This is a genomic window from Desulfuromonas acetexigens, from assembly GCF_900111775.1.
GTDB classification, from domain to species: Bacteria; Desulfobacterota; Desulfuromonadia; order Desulfuromonadales; family Trichloromonadaceae; genus Trichloromonas; species Trichloromonas acetexigens.
The window spans coordinates 333078-355101 of record NZ_FOJJ01000012.1 but is presented as its reverse complement, the minus strand read 5'-3'; the positions used below and the strand labels follow the sequence as shown (position 1 = coordinate 355101).

General features: G+C 59.2%; 13 protein-coding genes. 8 read left to right on the top strand and 5 right to left on the bottom strand.

What is annotated here, in order from left to right:
- Positions 1-167: 167 nt before the first annotated feature.
- Both BQ4888_RS08140 and pepA read right to left on the bottom strand, forming a co-directional pair.
- On the bottom strand, positions 168-7685 hold the full coding sequence (locus tag BQ4888_RS08140) for an SdrD B-like domain-containing protein (RefSeq protein ID WP_092056244.1): 7518 nt from the start codon (positions 7683-7685) through the stop codon (positions 168-170).
- A 150-nt stretch (positions 7686-7835) separates the two neighbouring features.
- Complete coding sequence (gene pepA / locus BQ4888_RS08135) at positions 7836-8780, bottom strand: flocculation-associated PEP-CTERM protein PepA (protein WP_092056242.1); 945 nt, start codon at positions 8778-8780, stop codon at positions 7836-7838.
- A 350-nt stretch (positions 8781-9130) separates the two neighbouring features.
- On the opposite strand from pepA, the gene BQ4888_RS08130 reads away from it, so the two are divergent.
- Together BQ4888_RS08130 and BQ4888_RS08125 are read left to right on the top strand one after the other, a co-directional pair.
- Positions 9131-9928 carry a 2-oxo acid dehydrogenase subunit E2 gene (locus BQ4888_RS08130; protein WP_092056239.1) on the top strand — a complete coding sequence of 266 codons (798 nt, stop codon included), beginning with the start codon at positions 9131-9133 and terminating at the stop codon, positions 9926-9928.
- Between the two features lie 14 nt (positions 9929-9942).
- Positions 9943-11169 (top strand): glycosyltransferase, encoded by a 1227-nt coding sequence (locus BQ4888_RS08125; protein WP_092056237.1) that lies wholly within the window; start codon positions 9943-9945, stop codon positions 11167-11169.
- 4 nt (positions 11170-11173) lie between these two features.
- Here BQ4888_RS08125 and BQ4888_RS08120 read toward each other — a convergent pair whose 3' ends face one another.
- Positions 11174-12226, bottom strand: coding sequence for a nitroreductase family protein (locus tag BQ4888_RS08120; protein ID WP_092056234.1), 1053 nt, complete (start codon positions 12224-12226; stop codon positions 11174-11176).
- A 208-nt stretch (positions 12227-12434) separates the two neighbouring features.
- Between BQ4888_RS08120 and BQ4888_RS08115 the strand changes: the two genes are divergently transcribed.
- The 5 genes from BQ4888_RS08115 to BQ4888_RS08095 are packed head-to-tail and all read left to right on the top strand — an operon-like array spanning position 12435 to position 17888.
- Positions 12435-13568: an ABC transporter permease gene (locus tag BQ4888_RS08115; RefSeq protein ID WP_092056232.1), complete on the top strand. Its 1134-nt coding sequence runs from the start codon at positions 12435-12437 to the stop codon at positions 13566-13568.
- Between the two features lie 3 nt (positions 13569-13571).
- Positions 13572-14264 carry an ABC transporter ATP-binding protein gene (locus tag BQ4888_RS08110; protein WP_092056230.1) on the top strand — a complete coding sequence of 231 codons (693 nt, stop codon included), beginning with the start codon at positions 13572-13574 and terminating at the stop codon, positions 14262-14264.
- The gene (locus BQ4888_RS08105; protein ID WP_092056227.1) at positions 14261-15298 is read left to right on the top strand and encodes an HlyD family secretion protein; all 1038 of its coding nucleotides are present in this window, start codon (positions 14261-14263) and stop codon (positions 15296-15298) included. The genes BQ4888_RS08110 and BQ4888_RS08105 overlap by 4 nt, the downstream gene beginning before the upstream one ends.
- 5 nt (positions 15299-15303) lie before the next feature.
- Positions 15304-17019, top strand: a complete 1716-nt coding sequence (locus tag BQ4888_RS08100; protein WP_092056225.1) for a TolC family protein — start codon at positions 15304-15306, stop codon at positions 17017-17019.
- Positions 17016-17888, top strand: coding sequence for a ThiF family adenylyltransferase (locus tag BQ4888_RS08095; RefSeq protein WP_240746310.1), 873 nt, complete (start codon positions 17016-17018; stop codon positions 17886-17888). The genes BQ4888_RS08100 and BQ4888_RS08095 overlap by 4 nt, the downstream gene beginning before the upstream one ends.
- 1 nt (position 17889) lies before the next feature.
- Here BQ4888_RS08095 and BQ4888_RS08090 read toward each other — a convergent pair whose 3' ends face one another.
- Both BQ4888_RS08090 and BQ4888_RS08085 read right to left on the bottom strand, forming a co-directional pair.
- A complete protein-coding gene (locus tag BQ4888_RS08090; protein ID WP_170232794.1) occupies positions 17890-18528 on the bottom strand; it encodes a PEP-CTERM/exosortase system-associated acyltransferase in 639 nt (212 codons plus the stop codon).
- Positions 18529-18807: 279 nt separating this feature from the next.
- The gene (locus tag BQ4888_RS08085; protein WP_092056219.1) at positions 18808-21051 is read right to left on the bottom strand and encodes a GAF domain-containing protein; all 2244 of its coding nucleotides are present in this window, start codon (positions 21049-21051) and stop codon (positions 18808-18810) included.
- Positions 21052-21337: 286 nt separating this feature from the next.
- On the opposite strand from BQ4888_RS08085, the gene BQ4888_RS08080 reads away from it, so the two are divergent.
- On the top strand, positions 21338-22024 hold the full coding sequence (locus tag BQ4888_RS08080; protein ID WP_092056216.1) for a CAAX prenyl protease-related protein: 687 nt from the start codon (positions 21338-21340) through the stop codon (positions 22022-22024).

The window sequence follows — 22024 nt, the reverse complement described above, 5'->3', positions numbered from 1 at the left end:
GGAGAGAAGCCGTCTACTTGCATTCAGCTTAACATTTCCATTACTCCCCCCTGAAAAACGTTGCCCCACGAACATTCCCGAATAAATAAATTCATCCCGCCAGCAGAGACAAAAAAGGGGGATCCGTTTGCGGATCCCCCAGTTGAGATGATTAGACCTATGACTCCCTACCGACTCCAACTAGTCCAAGTCGAGGTCGTTGTCGTATTGGTGGCACTATCGCAATACGAGGAACAGAGCTTGCCGTTGTTGTACTCGTCCAGCCTTTGGAAGTAGGGTTCGGCCGAACGCCAGGTCCACGATCCGGTGGTAATCCCCTTGCCCGGCGGGTTTCTCTCCAGCCAATCATCGGCGTACCTGATGGTGTCGGAGATACAGGACGAATCGTTACCCTTGCGGACATTGAGCTTGGCCGCGGCCAGAGCCCGGTACATGGTGTAGGTGACATCCTTGTTGGACGCCCGGCTCATCCGCCAGGTCGCTTCATCCTTGGAGTAGGATTTGCCGCCGATGTAGAGACTGCTGGTCGGCCAGGATTTGTCTTTGTTTTTCCAGTGACTCTGGGTGCTGGTGCCTCTCTTATCCTTTTCGTCGTCCCGGTCCATGGTGTCGCGGGACGGCGCGCAGAGCAGGCCGTTGTTGTACTCGTCGAGGAGCAGATAGAGCGGCTCACCCAGGGCCCAGCCGCTGCTGCTGCCCGAAACCCCCTTCCCTACCGGCCCGTAGATCTTCATCCAGTTGTCGGCGGCCAGGATGGTCGCTTCAATGCAGGACGATTCGTTGCAGGTCAAGACATTGAGCTTGGCTGCAACCAAGGCCTGGAACATGGTGTAGAGCTTGTCGGTTTTAGTGGGCGCCTTCATCAGTTCGATGGCCTTGGCCTTGCTGTAGGTGACCCCACCGATGACGATGGAATCCACCGGCCAGGCTTCCGGATGGTTCATCCAGTAGCCCGGGGTGCCGGTCCCTTTGGCCGTACAGGGCGCCTTGCCGAAATAGTTGGCATCGTCGGTATCGGACACGTGCGCGCCCATGTAAGTGCCGGTCGCGGTGGCGGTATTGGTGTGCTGACCGGCAACGGCCTCTTTGGGTCCGATAACGCAGTCATAGCTCGCCCCAGGAGCAAGGGTCGCCGGAATGACACAGGAGTCGGTGGCGTAATCGGAATCTTCCAGGGTCAGATCCTCCAGCAGCATCGTGCCGGTGTTGGTGACGACGAATTTGAAGTACACCGAACTCTGGCAATCGCTGGTGCCGCAATTGGGATCGGACGGCTGGCTGCAATCCCGGTCCTTATGCTTTTCCCAATCCGACTTGGCCTTGGAGTGATCGGATTTGGCCTTTTCGTAATCGGACTTGGAAAGATCGCAATCGGCGATCTTGCTGTCGTAGTCGGTTTTCTTGCCGGTGTAGTCCGACTCCTTCCGATCACACTCGGCCTTGGCGTAATCGTATTCAGCCTTGGCCTTGTTCATCTTTTTCCGATCCGAATACGATTTACTCGATTCGTACTTGGCCTTGGCCGATTCGTATTCCTTCTGTTTTCCGTCGCAATCCTTTTTCGAAGAATCCCGAGTGTATTTGGACTTGTCATGATCCGATTTGGATCGATCGCGATCCGACTTCTTATTCTCGTAATCGCTCTTCTTGCTGTCGTGCTCGTACTTGGTCCGCTCGTATTCCTTCCAGTAGTAATCTTTCTGCATCTGGCAATCGTATTCCGAACCGGCATCGCAGGAAAGATCCGGGCAAACCGCCACTTCGATCCCCGGAGGCGTATCGGCGTCAAACCAGTTTACTCCGTCGGTGGAGACGAATTTCTCCACATCAATCGCCGGAGGCGTGGCATAGTAGTGGCTGGGGTCACTATCGGTGACCGGCATACCATTATAATAACCCTTCGTGGTGCCGAGATTGGCGTACTGGCCAGCCACGGCCGTACCGTAACCGGTGCAGGTCATCACTTCGCCGGCCAGCAGGGTGGTGGACGGACAACTGACTGCGACCCCTTGGTTGTCGACCACCGTCACGTCGTTCAAAGTGACATTGCCGGTGTTGGTCACCACATAGGTCCAGGTGATCGGACTGCCGATGGCCACCATCGGTCCGGTCGGGGTATCGGCATCCTCACCGTTGGTGTACTTCTCGATGTCGATGGCCGGAACCGGTTCAAAGGGGCCGCAATAACTGGCGTCATTGCTGTCGGTAACCGTGATGCCCGCATAATCACCCGTTGCGGTGGCCGTGTTGGAAACCAAACCCATTTGGGTCGGCAACGAGTTGCTGGAGCAGGTGTAGCTTTGTCCCGGAGCCAACGTCTCCGGCAACACGCATTCCGGCGCAATCGCACTGATGTCATAGAGTGAATCGGTCAAGGTCAAATTACTCAAGGTGACACTACCGGTATTGGTAATCGTGAAGCGATACATCACTTCATCGGGAGTGCAAGTACCCGGATCGGGCGTCGTCCCATTGATCGGACAGAGGTTGCCGCCGTAGAGACTGGTGCCGGCGATCACCTCAAAGCTGCCCTTGACCAGTCCGGGACCGATAGGCTGGGAACAACTGGTGTGAATCGTCGTGTTCAGCGACCAGTTGACGTAGATCTTGATGTCGGTCGTCAGCTTGCCGTAATGATCCTTCAGGGCAAATGTGAATTGCTGGTTCGGACTGACATTATCAAGACGGAAAAGCTCACGGCCATCCTTGTTGGTAATTTTGATGTTCGCCTTAGTCGCCCCACGGTAAGCCAAGGTCAGGTTGTTGACCTTGCCCTCACACTCGTTACACTCCGCCGTAATTCCATCATGATTGATGGGGCAGAGATTGCCGCCGTAGAGGCTCTTCCCGGCAACAACTTCGAAACTTCCGCTGATCAGACCAGGACCGACCGGCTGCGAACAGCTGGTGTGGATAGACGTGTTGAACGACCCATTGACATAGATCTTGATTTCGGTAGTCAGCTTGCCGTAACCATCCGCCAACGTGAAGGTCATCTGCTGGCCGGGATTGACCACATCCTGCTTGAAGAGTTCGTAACCATCGCGGTTGGTGATCTTGATCTTCGCGGAACTGGTCCCGCGGTAAGCCAGGGTCAGGCTGGTCACTTTCCCCTCGCAGGGGCCGCAATCCGAATAATCGGTGCAGACTTCGACATTCGGCACATTGGGATCGCTGCATTGGGTGATGTTGTCGGCCTCGAACCAGGTCATGCCGCCATCGACCGAGACATCCTTGGTCAGATGGATATCGGGGCTCACGCCATAGTAGTGGCTCGGATCGCTGTCGGTGACGCTCATACCGCCGTAATTACCCGTCGTGGTACCGACATTGGCGTACTGGCCCGCCAGGGCAGTGCCGTTGGCGGTACAGGTCATGGATTCACCCACGACCAGGGTGGTTGCCGGACAAGTAACCGCTACTCCCTTGTCATCGACAACCAGAACATTGGTCAACGTAACGTCGCCAGTGTTGGTTACCACATAGGTCCAGTTAATGGGGCTGCCAATGACCACCATCGGGCCGGTAGGTTCATCGGCATCTTCACCGTTGGTGTACTTTTCAATGTCGATGGCCGGAGCAAGAGCATACAGACCGGCGTCAACGGTGGTGTTGCTTTCACCGGCGACCAAGGTGACGCAGTCGGTCTCGCCGGAGGCGTTGGCATCGCTGTCGGTGGCGTCGTTGCCCACGTTCGGAGTCGTGAAGGCGTAGCCCATCGGGGCGACGAACTCGACCCGGTAGCTGCCCGGCATCAGACCGGTGAAGCTGTACAGGCCGGAGGCGTCGGTCGTGGTCGTGGCGACCAGTTCATCGGTGGTGCAGTCGTAGAGGTTGACGGTGACGTTGGCGATGCCCATCTCACCGGCATCCTGTACGCCGTTGTTATTCGTGTCGTTCCACACGTAGTCGCCAAGGCTGGCGGGTTGCGCCGTCAGGCCCGCATCGACGGTGGTGTTGGTTTCGCCGGCGGCCAGATCAACGCACTCGGTCACGCCGGAAGCGTTGGCGTCGCTATCAAAGGCGTCGTCGCCCACGTTCGGGGTCGTGAAATCGTAGCCCATAGGAGCGACGAACTCGACCCGGTAGCTGCCCGGCATCAGGTTGGTGAAGCTGTACAGACCATCAGTGCCGGTCGTGGTCGTGGCAACCAGTTCATCGGTGGTGCAGTCGTACAGATTGACGGTGACGTTGGCGATGCCCATCTCACCGGCATCCTGCACGCCGTTGTTATACGTGTCGTTCCACACGTAGTCGCCGATAGTGGCGGGCTGCGCCGTCAGACCGGCGTCGATGGTGGTGTTGGTTTCGCCGGCGGCCAGATCAACGCACTCGGTCACGCCGGAAGCGTTGGCGTCGCTGTCAAAGGCGTCGTCGCCCACGTTCGGGGTCGTGAAATCGTAGCCCATAGGAGCGACGAACTCGACCCGGTAGCTGCCCGGCATCAGGTTGGTGAAGCTGTACAGGCCGGAGGCGTCGGTCGTGGTCGTGGCGACCAGTTCATCGGTGGTGCAGTCGTACAGATTGACGGTGACGTTGGCGATGCCCATCTCACCGGCATCCTGCACGCCGTTGTTATTCGTGTCGTTCCACACGTAGTCGCCGATAGTGGCGGGCTGCGCCGTCAGGCCCGCATCGATGGTGGTGTTGGTTTCGCCGGCGGCCAGTTCAACGCACTCGGTCACGCCGGAAGCGTTGGCGTCGCTGTCAAAGGCATCGTCGCCCACGTTCGGCGTGGTGAAGGCGTAGCCCATGGGGGCGACGAACTCGACCCGGTAGCTGCCCGGCATCAGACCGGTGAAGCTGTACAGGCCGGAAGCGTCGGTCGTGGTCGTGTCGACCACGAGATCGGTGGTGCAGTCGTACAGATTGACGGTGACGTTGGCGATGCCCATTTCACCGGCATCCTGCACGCCGTTGTTGTTCGTGTCGTTCCAGACGTAGTCGCCGAGGCTGGCGGGCATCGGATACATTCCCGCATCCCAGGTCAGATCGGTCTCACCGGGGGCCAGCGTGGTGCAAATGGTCATGCCGCCGGTGTCGGCGTCGCTGTCCAGGGCGTCGTCGCCACCCTGATCCTGCGGACTGAACGCATAACCGCCGGTCAGCACGAACTGAACTTTGTAATCGCCGGGCTCCACGGTGAAGCTGTAATACCCGGTACTGTCGGTGCTGGTGGTCTCAATCAGATTACCGTCGCAGTCGAAGAGATTCACCGTCACACCGGACAGCCCTTCTTCGCCGACATCTTGGATTCCATTTTGGTTTTCGTCCAGCCAGACGTAGTCACCGATCTTGGCATCCATGAGATAGAAACCGAAGTCGATGGTCAGGTCGCTGCTGTTATCCGTGGCCAGAGTAACGTCCGCCGGGCTGCCGTTGCTGTCGTCGTCCGTCGTGCTGCCGGGAGCGTTGGAGATGGTCGCCGTGTAGCCGTCGGGAGTAGCAACGGTCACGGTGTAGTCCCCGGCACAGAGGCCGGTGAAAAGATAGGCCCCGCTCACATCCGTCGTGGTGGTGGCGACCGCTTTGCCGTCCATGAACAGGGTCACGGTCACGCCGCCGATCCCCGACTCGTTCGCATCCTGGATGCCGTCACGGTCGAGATCGTCCCAGACGAAGTCGCCGATGCTGCCGGTACAGGGGGTGTAAAAACCGAAGTCGATGGACAGGTCGCTGCTGTTGTCCGTGGACAGGGTAACGTCCGCCGGGCTGCCGTTGCTGTCGTTGTCCGCCGTGCTGCCGGGAGCGTTGTTCATGGTCGCCGTGTAGCCGTCGGGAGTCGTGACGGTGACGGTGTAGTCTCCGGCGCAGAGGCCGGTGAAGAGATAGGCGCCCTCTGCATCCGTTGTCGTAGTGGCTACCGTTTCACTACCCATGAGCAGCGTCACGGTCACGCCGGCAATCCCGGGCTCACCGGCATCTTGGATGCCGTCGCGGTCGAGATCGTTCCAGACGTAATCGCCGATGCTGCCGGAGCAGAGGCAGCTGACGCAAGCCGAGTCTTCATCGCTCAGATCGAATTGCTGATTGAAGGCTGTGGCCGTGACGGTCGCGGTGTTGTCGATATCCTGGGAACCCGCCGTATCAGAGCCGAACAACGCGCAGAAATCCGGTTGCAAGAGTGCGGAGATATCTTCTTTGTCATAGGTGATAACTTGCTCAGGCAACAACGTACCGACTGCCTCATCAATCCCCAGCAAGGAATCGACCACGCGGACATCGTCGAGAATCGCCGCGCCGCAGTTGCTGACTACCAGCTGGTATTCCACCGAGCCGGTCGCTATGGGCGCCGCCGGATCGACACACTGGTCGGCATCAACGAAGGTCACGCCACCGTCGACGCTGACCAGTTTTTCGATATCGACACAGAGGCAACGCACATAGGCCGGATCCGAGTCCTCGACGGTCGTGCTCGTGCCGATCACCGTCCCCACCACCGAAGCGAGGTTGAACTTGATCGGGTCTTCATTCCCCGGCGGGGGAACGTCGGCGCACAGCAGGGGTTTTTCCAGAAGAGGGCTGCCCAAGCTGGTGTTCGGCTCGACAGTGACGGATGCCTCCGGGGCCAGATCGCCGAGGTCGATGGTCAGGGGCAGGCCGTCCCCGCCCAGGTTGGGATCGGTAACCGTGACGTCGGTCAGGGTCACCGAACTACAGTTGGTGACGATAAAGCGATAGATGGCGCCGTCGGTGGTGCCGGGGGAATCGTCCAGGGTGTTGGCGTCGAACCAGGTCTGGCCGCCGTCAACGCTGACTTCCTTGACGATGTCGATACAGGGGCCGACGGAGATGCTGCTGTTGGCGTCAGCCTGAAAGAGCATGTCGATTTGTTCGGCGGGGTCGAGAGAGGCCAGGCCGTTGACCCGGGAATAGCCGCCCGAGGCGGAACCGAGTTCAGGGACGACCCCGACCACGGACGCCGAAGGGTTCTGCTGGTAGTAGGGCAGAACAAGCGAGGTATTGAAAAAGAGGGTCAGGGGGGATGAGCCGACCCCGGGGAAATAGGTCGGGTTAACGCTGGCGGAGTCGATTGCGACCGTCAGTTGAGCCGACCCATTCCCACTGATCGTTCCCGTTCCCAGGTAATTATTGGTCAGGAACTGGTCAAGAACCTTGAGGTCGAGAATGTTGTTTCCGTCCATGTCGAGATAGGCGGAAAACTGCCCAGTCGCGGCGGAAACGATCCCTTTCATCAGGAGAATACCGTCGCGATAGCCCGCACCAGTCAGAGCATTGGAATTTCGGTTGGAGTCGAGGTAGATTTCGACGAAGTTGACATTGGCCTCAGCATCGAGATCGAAATTGGAATTTTCGATCTCGACAAAACCGTCGTTATCGATATCCAGGGGCGAGCGCGCACCGATCTGACCATAAACCGACACAATGGTGATTTCGTAGGAAACATTCAGCCCCGTTCCGGTAATGGCGTTGCCGTTTCCATCGAGGAAATTTCCCAAAGCGGCTTGGTAAACCTGGGTAAAGCGAGTAGGGTTGTTCGGGTCGGTGCCGAGGGGCAGAGCCTCATCGGCCAGGCTGTTGCCCGGAATCCAGTCCAGGCTGTAAACTTCAACGGTACCGGCGGAAGGATCGCTGAAGACCAGCGACCCCGCACCGGCGGCGGACGGTATCACCCAGCACAAAAGAATGAAAAACCAACCCAGAAAAAACCGTTTTTGTGGCATGGAACCCCCTTTGAGTCATTTCGCGCACCGACCGGTACACAGCTCTTGATAATTTTCCACGTAAACACGAATTTCCTACAAAAAGAGGGATCGGTTTTAACCGATCCCTCTTTTTGCAGAACTAAACCTTAACTTAAAATGAAAAGGTTTTTAGCGCTTGCGGCGCAGGTACCCCAGGCCGCCGGCACCCAACAGGCCAAGGCCGAGCAGAATGACGGTGGAGGGCTCGGGCACGACCGTGAAGGACGAATTCCCGTCGGCCTGGAAAAGGAAGTCCGGACCGGTAAAGCCGTTGATGTCGCCAATGTTCACAGGGATTCCAACCACCTCAGCCGAAGGGTTCTGTTGCAGGAAGGGGGCGATGGTCGACGAGTTGAAGAACATATCCAGGTAGAAATCAAGAGGATAGGTCGAAATGTCGATATAGGCGCCGTTGACCGTACTTCCATCGATCATGGCTTCGATTGTGGCGCTACCATTACCGGCGAGGCTCTCGAGGCCGGAGTAATTATCGGGCCCGAACCTATCAAGGAGACTCGTGTCCATAATGCCATCCTGATTCGCGTCGATATAGACCGTAAAGGATCCGGTGCTGACATCGATCACGCCGCTCATCAACAGGGTTCCGTCACCGAACCCGGTACCGGAGAGGTTGTCGGAGTTTTGCGCTTCGTCGTAGTAGATGTTCAGGAAGTTAACCGGAGCACCGGGGTCCAAAGAGAAGTTGGCATTGGATAAGATTGGCAACACTCCAAGACCAAAGGTGTCAGTGCGATAGCCCAACTCGCTGAAACCGGCCTGCACGGTGATCTCATAATCGACACTGAGACCGGTTCCGCCGATGGTGTTGCCGTCGGCATCCTGGAAATTCGACAGAGCGGCTTGATAGTAGAGGGTAAAGGGCGTGGGGTTGTTGATGTCATCGGAGAGCGGCACTGCCCCTACCGCCAAAGCGTTGCCGACATTCCAGTCCCAGCTGCCGACGTCGATCCAGCCCAGGCTAGTGTCATTGAACGACAGCAGACTGGTCGCCATGGCACCAACGGGCGCCAGCAACAGAGCCATTACTACAAGAGCCAACAGTTTTTTCTTCATTTTCTTCTACCTCCTCTTTTCAGTTTGCGTTCTTCCCGGATAAAATCGCGAGAGTGATAAATCACGGACAACCAAATACCTGGTCTAGCCAATCTCATTGCAATGGCCGAGCCAAAACACATAATCCAGCGATTTAGGCCACTTACCGACCACAGAGAGTTCTGAGGCCATTCGAAATGTAAACTATTCCGACAACGATTCCATGATATTTAACACCCTCGCCCTTTGGCATTTATCTCCCGCCCCCCCATCCTGAATCTGTTATGCTGATAAGCGTCCCGGCCCGATTATCAGCATCGTGCAGTGAACCAGTTTAGCCACGTCGGCGATCTTCCCCAGAGAGGAATCTCATGTCCACGCCTGCCCCCCCCGAGCTGTCACGTCCCAACCGGATATCCCGCGCCTTCTGGACCCTCAACCACGAGATGACCGCGGTCTACACCGTCCATTTCGTGCGGGAAATCGATGCCACCGCCTTGGACCGCCTGCGCCGGGAAACTTTCGAGCGCGAGGGAGAAAAACCTTCCTACACCGCCTTGGTCGTCAAGGCGGCGGCCCTGGCTTTGCGGGAGTTTCCCTACGCCAACCGGGCCATTCTCGGCCCGCCCTTCTTCCGACGCATGGTCCAGTTTCGCAACATGGACATTACCGTCGCCATCGAGCGGAACGTCCCCCAGGCCGAGGCGGTGGTGCTGGCCGACACGATTTTGGAAGTAGACGGCAAAAGCCCGCTCGACATCACCCGCGAACTGCAAACGGTTCTGACCGCCGATCCCGAAACCCACCCGCGCTGGAAACTCTTCTCCGGCCTGCTCAGTCGCCTGCCGGTCTGCCTCAGCCGCTGGCTGATCCGCGCCCCCCGCTACCTGCCCGAGCAGTGGGTCAAACACCGGGGGAATGCCTGCTTCGTCAATTCGCCGGCCAAATACGGCATCGATTTCGTCATCGCCGATATGATCTGGCCCTTGACGGTAATGTTCGGCTGGGTCAAGGACCGGCCCATCGCCGTCAATGGGCAGGTGGAGGTGCGCCGCACCATGCCGCTGACCATCATTTTCGACCGCCGAATCATGGCCGGCGCCCCCGCCGCCCACTTCTTCAATCGTCTGGCGGAAATCCTTGAAAACGCCGACCGCGAATTACGCTGAACCGGAGACCCGCCATGCGTATCCTCTGCCTCCCCTACACCCACACCCTCTCCCACATCAGCCGCCCCCTGGCCATCGCCGCCGAGCTACGCGCGCGCGGCCACGACATCATCTTCGCCGGGGACAGCCCGAAGGATCATTTCATCCGTAGCGAAGGGTTCGATGTGCTGCCCGCCTATCAGGTGGAGCCCGACATCCTCTTCAACCGCATTCGCCAGGGCAAACTGCAGTTTGTCAGCGACGATGAACTGTATCGTCTGATCGCATCGGACCGGGATCTGTACCGGCAGGTGCAACCCGACCTGGTTCTTTCCGACGGACGCTTCAGCGCCCCCCTGTCGGCGGGGCTCGACGGTATCCCCCAGGCCGCCATCGTCAATGTTTCCTCCACCGAATATCGGGCGCTCCCTTACATCCCCTTTTTCGAATGGCTGCCGGAGAAGCTCGTCAAACGGGACGGCTCGCTGGGGAAAAGTCTCGACCGTTTCAACCTGGCCCTGGAGATGCTGGTCTTCGACAACGCCGCGACCGTCTTCAAGAAACTCAGCCGCAAGTTCGGCCTGCGGCGCACGGTCACCGCCACCAACTGCCTGGCGGGCAACGACCTGACCCTGCTGGCCGATATCCCCGAATACTTTCCCACCCGCAACCTGCCCGCCGACTACCATTACATCGGCCCGCTGACCTGGCAAAGCCCGCTACCGCCGCCGGCCTGGTGGCCACCGAAAAACGACGGCAAGCGTCTGGTCTACTTCACCATGGGCACCACTTGGATGGGCGGCTCCTTCACCACCCTTTACAAACGATTGCAACAGGAAGGGCTGACGGCGATCATCGCCACGGGGGGCCAGGCGCAAGGGCTGGAAACGATCGAAGGGGAAGTCTACGTGGAGGAGTTCGTCGACGGGGATCTGGTCATGGCGGCCTGCGACCTGGTCGTCTGCCACGGCGGCAACGGCACCATCTATCAGGCGCTGCAGCACGGCAAGCCGATCGTCGGCATTCCGACCATCCCCGATCAGCAGTTCAACATGCGCCGGGTCAAGGCCCTGGGGGTCGGCGAAGCCCTCGCCCCCAAGACCTTCGCCGACCATCCAGAAAAACTTTTCGCCCTGGCCCGGCAGGTCGCGGAAGATTCCCGCTACCGGGATCATGCAAAACGCCTGCAAGGGCAGCTGGCCTCTCTCGCGCCGGCAAAAAAAGCGGCGGACCTTATCGAGGCCCGTTTCGGGCGGAACTAGCTTCCTACCCCGCCAGCTCCACCGGCCGCCGCAGGGCCCGGGCGCTGGGCGGCGCGCTGGTGCCGAGCCTGAAGCACATGACCAGGGAACGTCCGGCGCTATCGAAGGCACGGTCAAGTCCCGCGCCAACCTCGGTGACCAGCGCCCGCTGGGTTTCGTCCAATTCGTCGTTATTTCCCGAACGCAGGCGTTGTACCAGCAAGGCCAGGCCCGCCACCGGTTGTACGGCGAGCCCCAAGGCCGTCGCTTGCAGCCAGAAGCGCTGCATCCCCCGCCCGCCCATCACCAGAGTCGCCGGCTCCAGATCGGGCAGACTCACCCCGGCGATAGCGGCCGAGGAGCCGAGGAGTTTCAGGGCGGTGTGCTCGATGAGGTGGGGAAGACCGAGTCTGTTAAGAAATTCGACAAGGGGCCAGTGCTTAAGCAGGGGGAAGGCCAGCCGATCCGGCGGCGCCAGCTCCAGGGTCTTGATGTCCATGCCGTCGCCGGTGGTTCGCGCCTCTTCGTCGCTCCAGCGCAGGTGATCGAAAAGAAAGGCGTGCAGATTGCGGTTTTCGAAGACCAGCCGATCGTTCTTCGCCAAGAGCGCCGCCAGAACCCGGACCTCGCCCGGCTCATGCACCAGATGCACCTGCGCGGCGGCCCCTTCACCAGGAGCGGCCACCAGCTCCTGGCGCTGAAATTCGGTGAGGGGAATGGGCACGTACTTTTTGCGGTTGGTGCAGCGCCGCTCGATCCAGTAGCTTAGGGGATCCTTGACCGTCTCTCCTTCGGCGAAAAGCACCTCGGCAACATGCTCCGGCGCGGCGGGGTCGGGAAAGAACCGGATTTCGACCTGCAAACCGAGGCCGGGCGCGGCGATCGCCAGATTTTCCAGGAGCGCCCCGTGGGCCAGCAGTGAAGCGCGTTGAGCGTGATTGTAGAGGGAGGTATCCTGGTCGGGACGGTTGAAGAGCTGCAACCGCCCGTCTCCCAGGGAGAACCGCCACGGCTGGCAGTTATCCCCGGAAGGGGCGGCGACAGCGAGCTTAAGCAGTTGGGAGATGCGTTCATCCATGATGGCGTATCCTTTCATGTTGGTGAGAGCAGGTTTTTCAGAGTCTAAAGGATAATCGCACCAATTCAAATCCCCCGACCTCGGCCCTCATCGCCCCGGCCCCGAAAACCTTCACTTTATTGCTGACTTTCCTCAATCTTCCGGCTACATTAAATAAACACTCATTCAAACCGAAGCCATCATTAAACATTCCCGCACTGCAGACCAAATGAATATGCTCTATGTCGCCCTGAGGATTCTTCTTTACGATAAGCTGCGGTCTCTGATCACCCTGATCGGCATCGTCTTCGCCGTCGGGTTGATCTTCGCCCAGATCGGCATCTACTTGGGGCTGATGGAAACCTCGTCGGTGATTATCGACCATACCGAAGGGGACATCTGGATCACCTCGAAAAACAGCAAAAACTTCGACTTTTCCCAGCCTTTTCCCGAATATATCCACGACCAGGTACGCTCCACTCCGGGCGTCTCGACCGCCGAAAAACTGATCGTCGCCTGGGGACTTATCCGCCAGGAACAGGGGGGAACCGAGCAGGTGGAGATCATCGGCTTCAACCCCGACAGCGGCATCGGCGGCCCTTGGCGCATGCGCGAGGGGGATATCCAAGCGGTCAAAAACGGCAATTTCATCATCGTCGACGAATCGGCCAACAAGCGCTTGGGGGACATTCAGGTAGGCGACTACCGCGACATCCTCTATCGGCGCCTGCAGATCGTCGGCATCTCGCAAGGGGTCAAGTCCTTCACCACCGCCCCCTTCGTCTTCACCTCCTACAAACTGGCGCAAAGCCTGGTCGCCTACATCGGCCCGGACAACACGGTCTTCGTGGTCGCCCGGGTCGCGCCGGGCTTCACCGTCGAGCAGGTCGTCGCCTCCCTGAAAGAAAATCTTTCCGGGGTCGACGTCTACAGCTCGCAGGATTTCAGCCGCAAAACCCGCCTCTACTGGACCATTGAGACCGGCGTCGGCTTCTCCTTTTTGCTCACGATCATCATCAGTTTTCTGGTGGGGATGTTGATTGTCGGCCAGACCATCTATAATTCAACGATGGAACACATCAAGGAATTCGGTACGCTGAAGGCGTTGGGCGCGGAAAACTACGAGATCTACAAGATCATTTTCAGTCAAGCGCTGATCAACGCCCTGGCCGGCTACCTGATCAGCCTGTTCCTGACTCTCGCCTCGGTCAAATTTTACGAGACGGTAGGGACGGTGATGGTGGTCAATACTGCCCTGAATCTGGGGGTGCTGGCCCTAACTCTGGTCATGTGCCTGTCGGCGGCGGCGGTGTCGATCCGCAAGATCAAGCACATCGATCCAGCCATTCTTTTCCGGGGATAAAACGTGGAGCATCCCGTCGTCACGCAGGGTCTGGGCAAAACCTACCAGGAAGGCAAGACCGTGGTCCGGGCTGTGGTGGATGTGGATCTCCAGCTCAAGGCCGGGGAAGTGGTCGGCCTGTTCGGTCCGTCGGGGAGCGGCAAGACGACGCTTCTGTCGATGCTTGGCTGCATCCTGAAACCAACGGCGGGTTCATTCAAGCTCTTCGGCCACGAAATCTTCGGGCTGCGGGAAAAAGATCTGCCACCCTTGCGCAAACGGTATATTTCGTACATTTTTCAGGGATTCAACCTCTTCCCGGCGCTGACGGTCTACGAGAACATCATGCTGGTACTCAAGATCAAGGGGCTGACCGGAAGAGCGGCGGAGGACCTGGCGCGGGGGATGATCGCCGAGGTCGGCTTGAATGAACGCGCGGACTTCCTGCCCCGAGACCTGAGTGGTGGGCAGAAGCAGCGGGTGGCCGTCGCCCGGGCGCTGGCGGTGGAATCCCCCTTGATCCTGGCCGACGAGCCGACCGCCAACCTCGACCACGTCAACGGCAAGAAGGTCATGGAGATTCTGCGTGCCCTGGCCGTGGAGCAGAAGAAGTGCGTAGTGGTGGCGACTCACGACAACCGCATCGAAGATATCTTCGATCGCATTTTGACCATGGAAGACGGCCGCATTGTCGATGAAAGGCAGAGATCATCATGAAAAACAGCCGTTCCGGCCTGCTCCTGATTCTGTTTCTCGCCCTGGCGGCCGTGATCCTGGCGCTCTTCGGCCCCGGACTCTTCAGTAAACGTCCCACCGCGCCGAGTACTGCCCCCCAGCAGATTCCGTCACCGCCCCCGGCCGGCTTCGCCGCCAAGGGACTGGTGGAGAGTGTGCAGGAAGTCGTGCTGAGCAGCCGGGTCGCCGGGGAGATCATGGAGATTACCGTCGAAGAGGGGGATCGCGCCGGCGCCGGCGCGGTGCTCGTGCGCATGAACGACCGCAAGGTCGCCGCTCAGGTCGAACTGAGCGAAGCACGGCTTCTTGCCGCCCAGGCGGGCTTTCGAGAACAGTCCTCAGGTTTTCGGAAGGAGGACGTGGCGGCCGGGGACAGCGCCGTGCAACGTGCCACGGCGGTCTTCGAGCAGGCAGGCATCGAGTCCGAACGTCAAAAGCGCCTGCTGGAAAAGGGCGCGACGACCCGGGTCGAATGGGAAAAAGCGGAGGAGGCCCGACGCGTAGCCCGGGCTCAGCTTGACGAACTGAAAGCGCAGCAGGACAAGTTGCGGCGAGGGTCCCGGCAGGAAACGGTGGATCAGGCAAAGGCCGGGGTCGCGGAAATCCACGCCGAACTCAAATACCAACGGGCCCTGCTCGCTGATTACTCGATTGCCGCGCCCTTCGACGCTCTGGTCATCGAACGCTTTGTCGAACCGGGCGAGACAGTGGACATCGCCGCGCCCCTGCTCTCCCTGATCGACCCCGATCAGTTGCGCATTCACGCCGAGGTGGAAGAATCGGATGTCGGCCGGGTCGTCCTCGACCAACAGGTTGCCGTGACCGTCGACAACCTGCCGGGAAAAACCTACGGCGGCAAGGTCTACCGCATCTTCCCCACGGTTTCACGGAAATCCCAGCGCACCTTCGATCCCATGGCCTCTTTCGACATCAACACCCAGAAGGTCTATATCGCCCTTGATGACTATGCGGGATTGGTCCACGGCATGACCGTCAATGTCCGGTTCCTGGAATAAAAACCATGCAACGAATGACTGCCCGTGCGCTTCTCATCCTCTTGTTTACGGCCCTTCCGGTTTCGGCCATGGAACTGGGCCTGGAGGACTGCCTGCGCCTGTCGGTGGAGAATGACCGGGAGATCAAAGCCGCCCAGGCCCGGGAAGAGGCTCGCGGCGAGGAGGTTTCCGCGGCGCGCAAGAATTTTTTACCCGAACTGCGCATGAACGCTTCCTACACCCTGCTCGACCGACCACCCCGGGTGATCATCGATGCGGACTCCTTCGGTCCCGGCTTCCCCACTCAGGATGTGAATCTCTACGGCGACCGGCGCTTTCGTTCGGCCAGCCTGGTGCTGGAACAGCCCCTTTACCGGGGTGGCGCCTTGCATCAGGAGTTGGAGCGCAGTCAGCGACTGGCGGCGCAGTCGCGCTACGAAACGAAGCGCCGCACAGAGCTGGTGCGACGGGACGCCGAGGAATTCTTCCTGCGAACGCTGAACGCACAATTACAACGGGAGAGCCTGGACAAAGCCCTGGAAAGTCAGCGGGAGCAATTAAGGATGCTGCGGGAACGACGGAACGAAGGGTATGCCCAGGAAGAAGATCTGCTGCGCAGACAGAGCGAGCTGGCTTTTGCCGAAGCCGAAGCCCAGCGTGCCCGGATTCGCGAGAAGGTTGCTGTCGACCGGCTTAAAAACGCCCTTTATCTCGATAAAAGTACAACGCTGTCTCTTCGAGAGCCCCGCCATTACCAGCGCCCGAAGGTCACCGACGACGGCACAGCGCTCACCGCGTCCACTTCTCGCTCCGACTCTCTGGCCCTGGAACAACAGGTGCTGGCGGCCGATTCGGAAGTGCGCAAGGCTCGCGCCCGGCTCTACCCCGAAATCTCCCTGTTCGGTCAATACACCCGTCAGGATGACAACAACCTGGACCGGGACGAGGTCTGGAGTACCGGCGCCGTTCTCGAATGGACGATTTTCGAATGGGGGAAAAACCTCGCCGAGATCCGCCGGGCCCAGGCCGAGCGCCTGCGTCTGACCCATCAACGTGCGGCCCATACACGAGGGATTTCCGACGAAGTCGACGAACTCTGGGGAAAGGTGCGGGAAAAAGCCTTGCTCGTTGATGCCTGGGAACTGAAAACCCGCCTGAATCGGACCTCTTTGAAAAGGGTGCGGGCGGAGTTCAACGAAGGGCAGAGCACCCTGGCCGACGTTCTCGCCCGGGAAGCGGAGCTGCTCGACGCCTACTACGAATACCGCCGGGAAATCAATGAGCTGGGCGTCGACCTCGCCTACCTGCGTGCGGCACTGGGCTCGCCGCTGGACGCATGGCTAGAAGAACGGGAGATTCTCCCCCTGGAGGAACAACCTCAACCGCCGGCGCCAACAACAATGTCCCTACCGCCGCCGATTCCGGCGATACCTGAACCGGAAATTCCCCCTCGGGCGCAAGCGCCCCTCTCCCTGCCCGCCTCTCCCGTCGCCATGGCGCACGAGAGGACGCCCGGTCACAGCATCCAGCTCGGCGCCTTCACTGATCCCGCCAACGCCCAAGCCCTGCGAAACCGAGCCGGTGCCGCCTTTCCGAAACATCAGGTGGACATTACCCGCATCGATGGAACGTACAAGGTTCTAATCGCGGGGATTGAAGACCGCGAGCAGGCCCGCGCCCTGCTCCCCGTCATCCGCCGAAAACTGACTATCGATGGTTTTCTTCCAAGGAGTGATCCATGATCGATATCGGCTCGCTGATTGACAACGAATTTTCCCGCAACATCGGCCTGCTGACAGAAGGGGAGCAGGCCCGTCTGCTCAACGCCAAGGTAGCGGTAGCCGGCGCTGGCGGCGTCGGTGGCATCCATCTACTGACCCTGGCCCGACTCGGCGTCGGAAAATTTAACATTGCCGATCTCGACGTTTTCGAGCCGGTCAATATCAGCCGCCAATTCGGCGCCTTTCACAGCACCTGCGGTCGCCACAAAGCGGAAGTGCTCGCCGAGATGATCCGCGACATCAATCCCCAGGCAGAGATCACCCTCTTCCCCCAAGGGGTCTCAGCGGAGAACATCGACGATTTTCTGGAGGGGGTCGAGATTTTAGTCGACGGTATTGAATTTTTCGAGATCGAAATCCGCCGTCTGGTCTTCAACCGGGCACGGAGCAAGGGGATTTACGCCATCACCGCCGCCCCCTTAGGCTTCGGCGCGACCCTGCAGGTCTTCTCGCCGCAGGGGATGAGCTTCGACGATTACTTCGGTATCGGCGACGGTATGGATGAACTGGAAAAGCTGGCGGCTTTCGCTGCAGGGCTGGCCCCCCGCCCCTATCATCTGCGCTATCTGGACAGGCGGAAGGTGAATGTGAAGGAGCGCAAGGGGCCGGCGGTGGCGCCGGCCTGCACCCTGGCGGCCGCACTGGTAGCGACCGAGGTGGTGAAAATCCTGACGGGCAAGGGGACCGTCAGGCCGGTTCCCCATTACCTGCAGATCGACATGCTGCTGGGAAAGATGCACCGGGGATACGTCTGGGGGGGCGGAAAGAACCCCCTGCAACGCATCGTCCGACACTTCGTGCTCAAGGCCATGCGCCAGGCCTCGTCATGAATCAGGCCACAGCCTCCAGGGGCGTTTCAGCCTGACATGTATGAAAGATCACCGGATTGCGGTTGACGATATCACGCACCGCCCCCAGGTAAGGGGCGCGCAGACCGTGATATTCCCGCTCCGGACCGATCTGGGAAAAAAGCACCTTACGCCGAGCCATAAGAATCGGCAACCCCCGCGCCATGACCGCGTAGAGATGGGATATCCCCCGCTCCAGGCTTTCCTCGGCCAGACAGCGCAAAAGTCCGTTCACCACCGCGCCCGCCTCCGAATCGGAACGCAGGCGCGCCTGCTGCAATTCCTGACAATAACTCTTGGAAAGCGCCAGGCGGGAGACTTCTCCCAACTGGCGCGGGTGCAGATGGGAAAGATCCTTGTTGAAAGTGAAGGCTCTTTCAATGGGGAAACTGCTCTCGGAATGGAGAATGAGACGGACCGTTCCCACCACCTTACGAGTGCTTTTCAGCAGGGCGGCGAAATGGACGGCGTGGGAATCGTATTCGTCCCGCTCCAGTCCGTCGGGGTGATCCTCGGGGTTTTCAAATCCGCGCTCTTCGCAGTAGACTTTGTAGCGCAGGGCAAGTACTTCGTGAAACAACGGGTCTTGGTGTTCGATTTTTTGAAAATCAAAGAGGCTCAAGGGGCTTCCTTCGATAAAAGGTTGGTGTTCAGGACCCCCCTCCATAACGTGATTCACAACATCAAAAAAGCCGAAAAACGGCGCAACATGGCCCTATTGCAAATCCCGATCCAATCGAATTAATCCAACTATTACAATAAAATGCAACACCCCCTCGCCACATCGAACCGCAAAAACCGGCTCATCTGTCGCCAAAACCCAACAACCATCCTAAATGTCTTCTTGTTTCCATTTAAAATCAGGAACTTACTCTGTCGCAAAAAAGAAACATAACGTCTTTCATCCAGCCAGGGCCGCCTGCAAGGCTTCGACGACAAGGGGATCGTACAATGTGCCCGCCCCCGCCTCCAGTTCCCGTAAAGCCTCGTCGGAGCCGCGGGCGGCGCGATAGGGTCGATCCTCGGTCATGGCGCAGTAGGCGTCGACGATCGCCAGGGCCCGGGCCATGAGTGGGATCTCGTCCCCCTTGAGACCGTCGGGATAACCCTGACCGTCAAAGCGTTCGTGATGATGAAGGACTGCCTTGGCGACCAGTTGGGAAGACTCGATCGATTCGAGCATATCCAGGGTGGCCTGGGGATGATTGCGAATGACCAGAGACTCGACCGGGGTCAGGGGACGTTTGCGCGTCGCCAGGTGCTCATCGTGGGCGATCAACCCCAGATCATAAACCAAAGCGACATAGGGGGCCAATGCCTTTTCGCGGGAGCCGGCGCCGAGTTCTTCCAGCACCTTTACCAAGAGCTCGGCATAACGGGAACTCTTTTTCCGGTAGCGCTGCTCGGCGGTAAGCAAAGCGTCGAGGCCGGCGACCAGATCCCGCAACTCCCCTTCGTGTTCGCAACTGTGGGAGGTCTTTTCGAGCAGCAGGGAGAGCCGCTCGCAGATCGGCGCGGCCAGGGCGAGATCCCGCTCGGTAAAGGGTTCACCGTTCTTCTTGTTGTTCAGGTTGAGCACGCCGACCGCTTGCCCCTGATGCAGCAAGGGCAGAGAGAGGAGGGAATTTGAGCGATATTGCCCCTTCAGGTTCTTGCGGGCGAAGCGGACGTCGGTTTCGATATTTTCGATCAGCACCGGTTGCCCTTCCTGGGCGACCCAGCCGGCGATGCGGTCACCGGGGCGGATGCGGGTCTGTTGCACGATCCAGTCGTCGAGACCTAGGGCGCTGCGGATGGTCAGTTCGCCGGTCAGCTCATCGCTGAGCATGAGGGAGCAGGTGTCAACCCCGAGCACTTCCGAAACAAAGCCGAGGGCCCGATCCATGACCATGGCCAGGGCCGTATCGCGCCGCATGGCCTGGGCCCGGGGGATGTGCAGGCTGACCCGAAAACCTTCATCGCTGTTGCCAATGCCGAGCCGCCAGCCGTGGTTTTCCGCCACCTTCATCGCCAGGTAAAACTTGACCGATTCCTCGGGACGGTCTGAGCGATAGATATTTTTGACCGCCAGCAACCCGTCCTGCACCGTCTCGGGAACTTCTTCAAAGGCCTGCAGGATGACCCCGACCGCCTCTTTTTCGCGGATGGTAATGCGCAGCCTCGTCGATTTAGTCAGATAGGCGGCGAGTCCGTCGAGCAAGTGCACGAACATCTGCCCTACGAGAATCTTGTCGCCGATCACTTCTTCCAGACTGGGGGGAAGGTCGAGCTCGACCTCCAACTGCCGGTAACGAGCGGATTTCTGCCCCGGAGCCGCCCGCAACACCTCGCGCAGAATGGTTTCCAGTGCGAGGAAGGTCTTGCGCAGCATGCGGCTTTCATCTTCAATCCGCAGAAAGTCGAGCTGCCGGTTCACCATATCCAGCAACCGCTCCGTCTCCGTAGCGACAATATCGAGAAATTCCTCGCGGCCGGACGCATCGCTGATGCGTTCGTCGCGTAACAGATGCATGGCCCCCTGGATCGCGTTCAAGGGCGTGCGTATTTCATGGGATAGGCGGGTCAAAAACTCGGTCTTGGCCAGATCTTGGGCAATCAGGCGGCGGTTGGCCTCTTCGATATCGGCGGCTCGTTCCTGATAGTTTCGGGCCAGCAACAACTTTTCCAGGGCCAGGGCGGCCAGGGCGGCGACAGCCCCCACCAGATCGAGATCGTCGGCATCAAAAGGAGCGGCGAGGCGGTCATAAAAGTTGAGCACACCCAGCACCCGGTCCTTGCCGATGATCGGCGAGGAAACAAAGGAACGGGCGGGAACAGGCTCACGGCACCCTTCAGGGAAACGCCCGTCGGCCAAAACGTCGGCGCAAAAAAGCGGCGTGCTTTGGGCGACAACCGTTCCCGCCACTCCCCGGGCGAGACGACCGCGCCAGGCTCGGGCGGCTTCTCGGTCCATCCCCACGGAAGCGATGATAAAAAGCTCCTGATGGGCGTCCAAGAGCATCAGCGAGCCCCGGCGTGCCGCCAGGAACTCGACACTCAATTCGACAATCAGGTGAGTGACCGTGGACAGTTCGTCACTGGCACCAACCGCTTCCGCGATGCGCCCGAGGAGATCTAACTTTTCTCGGCATTTCCGGTCGAACATGGAAAACCTCGCACCCCCTCCGAGATCATATAGCGACTCCGAGCGCTCATCGCACTCATAAAAGCACCTGTTTTTTCAATTCTCATGCCACATAAATTCTATATATATAACAAACGGTTAAAACTTCGGAGGGCGCGGACAGGGCCGTGACATGTAAAACATTCCGACACAAGTGTCGAAATTCGTCACAGTTCATTCGATGAGGCACGGAAGACTTCGACAAACTTGCCCTCCTGACGTATAAAAGAAAAATCGCAAACAGCAAAGGGGAAAAGGAGGGAGAGACATGGGTTCGGAGGGATGGATTCGGATTGCGCCGTTCGCCCTGTTCATGGGCTTTATCGGCGTGGAGGAGGGAGCGCGCTTCCTAACGGGGCGGGGGTTGCTCCCCTGGAACGAGGGGGAACTGCTCTATCTCTACCCCGTGAAAGCGGCGCTGGTGGGGCTCTGTCTGGTTCTTTTGTGGCGACGCTACACAGAAATCCGCCTGGCTGATCTGAACTGCTTGCGGCATACGGCCCTCAGCCTGCTGTCGGGAATTTTAATCTTTATTCTCTGGATCAACATGGACTGGGGCTTCGCCACCCTTGGCGAACCCCGGGGTTTCGATCCCGGGACGATTCCCGAGGGCGCGCCCCGTACGGCGATGATTGCCGCGCGCCTGGCCGGGGCGGTGCTGGTGGTGCCGGTGATGGAGGAACTTTTCTGGCGGTCCTTCCTGTTGCGCTACGTTATCGAACCGGACTTCATGAAGATCGCCATCGGCCGCTTTACCTGGTTTTCCTTCCTGGCGACGATGGTGCTCTTCGGCCTGGAGCACAACCACTATCTGGCCGGGATGATGGCTGGGGCCTTCTTCAACCTGCTGCTCTACCGAACAAAAAGCATCGCCCAGTGCATCCTCAGCCACGCCGTGGCCAATCTCGCCCTGGGGATCTATGTGCTGCAAACGGGGAAATGGCCGTTCTGGTAG

What these genes read in the sequence shown, in the direction of transcription:
- BQ4888_RS08140 (WP_092056244.1), bottom strand. Translation starts at nt 7,685, where the DNA reads ATGCCACAAAAACGGTTTTTTCTGGGTTGGTTTTTCATTCTTTTGTGC.
- pepA (WP_092056242.1), bottom strand. Translation starts at nt 8,780, where the DNA reads ATGAAGAAAAAACTGTTGGCTCTTGTAGTAATGGCTCTGTTGCTGGCG.
- BQ4888_RS08130 (WP_092056239.1), top strand. Translation starts at nt 9,131, where the DNA reads ATGTCCACGCCTGCCCCCCCCGAGCTGTCACGTCCCAACCGGATATCC.
- BQ4888_RS08125 (WP_092056237.1), top strand. Translation starts at nt 9,943, where the DNA reads ATGCGTATCCTCTGCCTCCCCTACACCCACACCCTCTCCCACATCAGC.
- BQ4888_RS08120 (WP_092056234.1), bottom strand. Translation starts at nt 12,226, where the DNA reads ATGGATGAACGCATCTCCCAACTGCTTAAGCTCGCTGTCGCCGCCCCT.
- BQ4888_RS08115 (WP_092056232.1), top strand. Translation starts at nt 12,435, where the DNA reads ATGAATATGCTCTATGTCGCCCTGAGGATTCTTCTTTACGATAAGCTG.
- BQ4888_RS08105 (WP_092056227.1), top strand. Translation starts at nt 14,261, where the DNA reads ATGAAAAACAGCCGTTCCGGCCTGCTCCTGATTCTGTTTCTCGCCCTG.
- BQ4888_RS08100 (WP_092056225.1), top strand. Translation starts at nt 15,304, where the DNA reads ATGCAACGAATGACTGCCCGTGCGCTTCTCATCCTCTTGTTTACGGCC.
- BQ4888_RS08095 (WP_240746310.1), top strand. Translation starts at nt 17,016, where the DNA reads ATGATCGATATCGGCTCGCTGATTGACAACGAATTTTCCCGCAACATC.
- BQ4888_RS08085 (WP_092056219.1), bottom strand. Translation starts at nt 21,051, where the DNA reads ATGTTCGACCGGAAATGCCGAGAAAAGTTAGATCTCCTCGGGCGCATC.
- BQ4888_RS08080 (WP_092056216.1), top strand. Translation starts at nt 21,338, where the DNA reads ATGGGTTCGGAGGGATGGATTCGGATTGCGCCGTTCGCCCTGTTCATG.